Consider the following 6,068-nt stretch of genomic DNA (forward strand, 5'->3'; position numbering starts at 1 on the left):
TGGATGGGAGATGCAGGGCAGGCAAAGTTGTAGATTTAGTAGACGTCGACGTATAAGGGAAACGTGATATCGTGGCGCAGAAATTCAAAGCGCGGGTTCGCGTGTAGATGTTCAATATTGTACTTGGTTCCCGTGAAGAGATTGTCGACGCAGAGAATCTCATGACCATCGGAGAGCAGTCGATCTATTAGGTGGGAGCCCAGAAAGCCGGCTCCTCCGGTGACCAAAACGCGTTTGCGACTCTCATAAATCCGTGGCATGTGAATCTCCTTGCGAAATGAATAGGCTGACGCTGCATTGTGCCAGTAGCGGCGAGAGTCACGTCCTGGACGTAACGCCCTTTTGTTCCGTGGCTATTTTTGGACCCTGCGAGATGGCGGCCCGTGCCCGTGCCTGCGTGTAAGCAATTGAAGTAGTCGCCAATCCGACAAAGATGGCGAGCGCCTGACCGATCTTGCCAGTCGCTGCGTATTCGAGGATGGAGCGCCCCAGAGTAAGGACGTAAAGCCGCTCGGAATCCAGTCCGTCCTTCGTCCCCGCTAAGCCTACGAGTGCCGCTTTGGAGGTCCCCTCCATGCGGCACCGATGGAGGAAATACTTCCAGGTCGTGCGTTCCGCTGTAACCACATGGCGAACGCTGGCCTCGGGTTTGTATATCCATACGCCTCCAATTTTTTTTGTGGCGCGGATACAAAACTCGGTGTCGTCGCATGTATTGGCTGAGCCCCTACCGCCGCCGATGCGTCCCATTTGACCGGCAAACCCGCCGCAGCCATGCAGCACTTCGGCGCGCACTGACATGTTCGCGCCTATCACATTACGCACTTCGCCACCATTTCGTACCCGCATTCCGCGATAGGTGCAGCCGATGATCCAGTTGAATTCAGGCGGGAACCACCAGGGCCGAGGTTTGCGCCATAGAGGCTCAATGCGTCCGCCGACGCCAAGCACGCGCGGATCGGCGTAGGGCACCAGCAACTCTTCTAGCCAGCGCTCATCGGCGATCGCATCGTCGTCGAGAAATGCCACGACCGGTGCGGTTGCCAATCCGGCACCCGTGACGCGACCGCCGCACAGTCCACGCACGTTATTGTTAGGTGTGACGACGATACCCTCGATCTCGCGCCGGGCTCGCTTCAAGAGAGCCTTATTGTTGTCGACGACGAGAATGATCTCGCGGGCAGGGCTGGTCTGGTTGCGCACCGACGCGATAGCCGCGTTCAAATCGTCCCAGCGATCGAGTGTGTAGGCGCAGATGACAACCGACGCATCGATCATGGCTGCTGGTTCCTTTCGCGGGCCTGTTGAATTGCGGCTGTTACGACGATATCGCGCGGGGCGCGCGTTTGGGTGCTGGCGGACCCGACCGCACGCTTCAACTCGTCCCAGCGGTCGAGCGTGCGCGCGCAGATCACGACGGAGACTTCGGTCATGGGACTTCCCGGATGGTTTCTGAGGCCCGGCGGGTCTCGCGGGTCTGCGCCGCCCGGGCCGTCGCGGCTTTGAGAATGTTCCAAATCGCGCTTCCGTCGTTGCGGATATCGAACTGGTCGTGTTCGTCGACGGGATAACGTCCGCTGTCCTGCCGGGATACCAGCCGCCACACCATCCAGCCGGCGCAGTTGCGATCACGCGTCAGCGTGTCGAGCCACATGGCGTAAGCTGCAGCCACGTTCTGATTGGAGCGGGCATAGCCGAATTCCTCCAGAAGCACCGGCTTCTTGGCGCGGGCGGCCAGCTGGCAGAACTCGGGGATGATCTCGTTGAATTGCTGGACCGTCAGTTTGTTATAGAGCGGGTAGCCGTGCCAGGTCCCGAAATCGAGAGTCGGGATCGTCAAATCGGCTAGCTTCGGGTCGAGAATGTTGGCATGCCCTGAGCTGACAAGGTGATTGGAATCGAGGGACTTGACGTAAGCCGACATTTCGCCAGTCCAGGCCAACCGCAAAGCCTCAGGCTGCGCATTGCCTTCGTTCATCAGCTCCCAGGCCATGATGGTCGGATCATCCCGGTAGGCGCGCCCGGTGAGCGGGTTGACTCGCTGCACGACGTGGCTGACCCAGGTCCTGTAGTCGCGCTTCGTGCGCGGATCCTGGAAGAAAAACTCCGACTTCTCTTTGCTGAGGTCGGTGTTGTACTGGCTCTGCACGCCTGGGGCGTCCCGGCTCCCATACCAGGCCCGCATCTGCTGGGCGCCGCCTGTGAAGGCCCAGAAATCCAGGACGGCGATGATCAGCCTCAGGCGTCGCTTGCCGGCCTCGGCGATGAGGAAATCAACCTTCTGCATGCCGTTGGCGCCGTCATTGATCGCCATCTTGTTTTGGCTCGGGTCCCAGTAGAGCAGGTACGTGCCCTTGACCGCGAGATTGCTGGCTTCGCCTTCAAGCCGCCAATCCCAGAGCGTAGGCTTGCTTCCGTCGAGCGACCCGATCACCGGCTGGAGGAAGGTGCGGACCACATTGGCGCCCATCGCCACCGCGTCGTCGAGAACGCGGGTGACCTCATCCGGCGACCCGTAGGTCAGATAGTGGTTGTTTACGCCGGTCACGAAGAACGGCCTGCCGTCCAAGGTGAAGTTCGTTCCGGAAGTCTCGATGAAGGACGTTGCCGACGGATCATCCGCGGCGCTCGCGATTGCCGGAACGGATACGAACGCGAACACAAGCGCACACAACCACGCCCTGCGCAGTCCGTATTTCGCCCGTTGCCATTCGATAATCATCCCTCCACATGACCCTTGCCGGAGGCACAGCACAAGAACCCCGAAGGATTACCTCCTCTGACCTCGCACAGCCCGGCGTCGTTCGGGCATAGTGGTGCTTGGCCGCTTCCAGCCGCTCGAGTATGGACCGTGCTGTCAGGCATCTCTCAATCAAGTGTTCGGCTCCCCCACATGGCGTGTCCCCGCAACCACAGTAGGTGGGAACCATCCTCGCGTTGCGGCTTTCTATCTGCCGCCTTTGGCTCGCCGGCCCGCGGCGGAGTCCAGTGTAGGCGGATCGCCTGAGGTGGTTCTCGTCAAAGCTGTGAGCTGGCGCCATTTGAAATCGCCGTGAGAACAACAATGCGCATTTGCCTGAGTCTCGATCCGTCCCGGCTACTGCGGTGGCACCTCTGGCTGGCAGAAGCGCTCGCTGAGGGGCCCGGCAACGAAGTCTCCTGCGCTTTGGCGGCCGGTAGCCGCCCGCTGCCGTTAATCTGCCGTCTGCTGCTCGAACTCGAACGACTGGTCTATGGCTTTCGTGGGAACGGCGCCATCGACCCCGTCGAGGCGACGCTGCGGTGCCTGCCGCCGCCTCAGGCCGACCAAGTGGATGTGGTGATCGATCTGAGCGGGGCGGAATCGCTGCCGGCGGCGCGGCGCGTGCTCACCCCGGTTTTCAACGGCGCACCCGGCGAGATCGGAATCGTGGCAGCCTGGTTGAATCGTCAGGATCTACTCGTCGACCTGCATGACACGGCGCGCCCGTTGCAGCCGTGGACGGCGCGTCCGGCCAGTAGAGACCGTGAAGTGTTGGCAGCGAGGCTCGACAGCGCCCTTTCCTGTGCTGTGCCGCTGATCCTCAAAGCCCTGTGCGAGGAAACCGGTTCAGCTGCGTCCGATATCCCCGGTCCCCGGATGGCAGTGCCTTCGTTTGGCGCGCTTTCGGCGCTTGCAAGAGCGACCGGCACGGTTGCATCGAAGGCGATCGGGCTTTTGGACGTCCTGGCGAGGGGCGGCAGGATGTGGGGGATTGGCTGGCGCTTCGATGAATCGGCGGGCCTGCTCGACAAAGGCGAAGCAGCCTTCCGGGTGCTCACCGGTAATGCCGACAGCTACCTTGCCGACCCATTCCCGTTCCGGCACCAGGGGCAGGATTTCATTTTTGTCGAACAGTACCTCTACTCGAAGAACCGGGGGTGCATTGCGGTTGTGACAGTGAACCGGGACGGGACAGCCGGCGCATCCCGGATCGTGGTGGAGGAACCGCATCACCTCTCCTACCCGTTCGTGTTCGAGCAGGATGGGCAGATCTGGATGATCCCCGAATCGGGGGCGGCCAGAAATGTCAGCCTCTACCGGGCAGTGGAATTCCCTTACCGGTGGACGCGGGAGGCCTGCCTCATGGAAGGCATTGAGGGCTACGATACCACGCCGCTCTGGCATGCGGGCGGCTTTTGGTTTTTCGTCAGCCCAAGGCTGTGGAGGTCCACGTCCTGGGATGTCCTCAGCCTCTACCGTGCCGAGAGCCTGACCGGATCTTGGACGCCCCATGCCGCCAACCCCGTCCTGATCGATACCAGGCTCAGCCGCCCCGCAGGCGCCGTCATCCGACACGGCGGACGCACGCTACGCCCGGTCCAAGACTGCGCGCGCGTTTATGGCGGCGCGGTGACGTTCTGCCAGATCGATGCGCTGGGGGCGTCGGAGTTTGCCCAGACCCCGGTCGGTCGCATTTGGTCCGGAGCGTTGGGGTGTCACACCTACAACCGCCGGTCTGGCTTGGAGGTGATCGACCTGTTCGGGCATATACGGGGTTTGCGAGAGGTCACGACCTCCTATCGTTTGCTGGTACCTGACGCGCCGGTTTCGGGACCGCGTGGGGTCTCGGGACCGCGTGGGCAGTCCCTCTCTTGGCCGGTCTCGTCCGGGTCAGCCCACCCGTAGCCCATGTGGTCGAGCGCAAGATACCCCGCCTGCGAAGGGCAGTGGCGCGCCCGACCTTTCTCGGGCACAGAATAAGCTGGGATATCACGGCCGAGTGAAGGAGCGAGCCCCACCTCCACATCGCAGCTTCTGGCCAGTGGCAATGTCAGCGTTGCGATGGACGTTCATTTCTTCGCGCCGACGACCTTCGCTGCCTTCCGCACGGCTCGCTCAGTAGAAATTGTCGCTTGTGAGCTAATGCCGGCCGCGGGTCGATGGATGTCCTCGCTGGCGTTGAAGGTGGCCCAGAGGTCTAATCGGGTTTGGCAACGCTGCCAGCACAGCTGCTGAAGATGATCGGTGGCGCTGCCGTGCTATCCGCGCAGGTGGTATGGACTGGAAATAACCAGAAGGGATACCCCAAAAGGGCTAATCATCTATTGTCTTTTCGTAACACTCTATCGTCCTTCCATTTCAGACCTGAATCAGTAATCGTCGTATAACAACCTAAGATTAGGGGGGCAAGAGTACCGATCTTCTTTCATTTTATCTCCTTTCATTATATGGCCAGGAGTCCGCATATGGTTGGATCAAGCACATCCGTGGATGTGGCGGTCATTGGGCCTGGTCGCTGCGGATTGTCGCTGGCCGCGCATTTGCGCGCGCGCGATGTGGAGCACCGGATTTTCGGGGAGCTCTTGGGGTCATGGAAGCACAATATGCCCCCCGGATGGGTCCCATCGTACGACCTCGAAGCGCTGCCATGAACGCCGGGCTCTCCAGCATTCTCGCCCCCGTCGGTGCCACATCGCCGCCTGACCTGATTAATTTCGCGCTGCGGCGATCGCTGACTCTGCCCCGAGTCAGCTTCGTCGTCCCGACGCTCAATGAAGCCGAGAACCTCCCTTGGCTTCTGCCGCGCATCCCCAACTGGGCGCATGAGATCATTATTGTGGATGGTCATTCGACTGACGATACGGTCGCGGTCGCGCGTCGCCTGCGCGAGGACGTGAAGGTCGTCATGGAGTCCCGTCGGGGCAAGGGCGCTGCACTGCAAGCGGGATTCCTGGCCGCCACAGGCGACATCATCGTCATGCTGGACGCCGATGGCTCCATGGTCCCGGAGGAGGCGATCGTTTTTGTCAGTGCGCTGATGGCCGGCGCGGATCTCGTTAAGGGTTCACGCTTTATCCAGGGCGCCGGCACCGGTGACATGTCGCTGTTCCGGATGTTGGGCAACAGGGGGCTGACCCTGTTCGTGCGGCTGCTCTATGGCGGTTGGTTCTCCGATCTATGCTACGGATACATAGCCTTCTGGAGCAAGCACGTCGCCACGCTGAACTGCGATTGCGACGGGTTCGAGATCGAGACCCTCATCAACGTGCGAGCCTTGAAGAACCACCTCAATATCGTCGAGGTGGCAAGTTTCGAGGCTCCGCGC

Annotated in this window: 5 protein-coding genes and 1 pseudogene; 2 read left to right on the plus strand and 4 right to left on the minus strand. The window is 61.2% G+C overall.

Annotation, left to right across the window (positions count from 1 at the left end; all coding sequences use genetic code 11):
* Positions 1-38 precede the first annotated feature (38 nt).
* The 4 genes and pseudogenes from EOA86_RS18540 to EOA86_RS18550 all read right to left on the minus strand — a co-directional run.
* A pseudogene (locus tag EOA86_RS18540) lies at positions 39-260 on the minus strand (NAD-dependent epimerase/dehydratase family protein); the annotation flags it as partial.
* A 58-nt stretch (positions 261-318) separates the two neighbouring features.
* Positions 319-1,278 (minus strand): glycosyltransferase family 2 protein, encoded by a 960-nt coding sequence (locus EOA86_RS18545; RefSeq protein ID WP_206523319.1) that lies wholly within the window; start codon positions 1,276-1,278, stop codon positions 319-321.
* Complete coding sequence (locus EOA86_RS38690; RefSeq protein ID WP_164759731.1) at positions 1,275-1,433, minus strand: hypothetical protein; 159 nt, start codon at positions 1,431-1,433, stop codon at positions 1,275-1,277. The genes EOA86_RS18545 and EOA86_RS38690 overlap by 4 nt, the downstream gene beginning before the upstream one ends.
* Positions 1,430-2,722, minus strand: a complete 1,293-nt coding sequence (locus EOA86_RS18550; protein ID WP_128342998.1) for a cellulase family glycosylhydrolase — start codon at positions 2,720-2,722, stop codon at positions 1,430-1,432. The genes EOA86_RS38690 and EOA86_RS18550 overlap by 4 nt, the downstream gene beginning before the upstream one ends.
* A 342-nt stretch (positions 2,723-3,064) precedes the next feature.
* Between EOA86_RS18550 and EOA86_RS18555 the strand changes: the two genes are divergently transcribed.
* A complete protein-coding gene (locus EOA86_RS18555) occupies positions 3,065-4,648 on the plus strand; it encodes a hypothetical protein (RefSeq protein WP_128343000.1) in 1,584 nt (527 codons plus the stop codon).
* Between the two features lie 742 nt (positions 4,649-5,390).
* On the plus strand, positions 5,391-6,068 hold a 678-nt coding region (locus EOA86_RS18560), incomplete at its 3' end, for a glycosyltransferase family 2 protein (protein ID WP_164891818.1).

It is taken from the genome of Mesorhizobium sp. M5C.F.Ca.IN.020.32.2.1, assembly GCF_004023105.1.
Lineage (GTDB): Bacteria > Pseudomonadota > Alphaproteobacteria > Rhizobiales > Rhizobiaceae > Mesorhizobium > Mesorhizobium wenxiniae.

What these genes read in the sequence shown, in the direction of transcription:
- EOA86_RS18545 (WP_206523319.1), bottom strand. Translation starts at nt 1,278, where the DNA reads ATGATCGATGCGTCGGTTGTCATCTGCGCCTACACACTCGATCGCTGG.
- EOA86_RS38690 (WP_164759731.1), bottom strand. Translation starts at nt 1,433, where the DNA reads ATGACCGAAGTCTCCGTCGTGATCTGCGCGCGCACGCTCGACCGCTGG.
- EOA86_RS18550 (WP_128342998.1), bottom strand. Translation starts at nt 2,722, where the DNA reads ATGATTATCGAATGGCAACGGGCGAAATACGGACTGCGCAGGGCGTGG.
- EOA86_RS18555 (WP_128343000.1), top strand. Translation starts at nt 3,065, where the DNA reads ATGCGCATTTGCCTGAGTCTCGATCCGTCCCGGCTACTGCGGTGGCAC.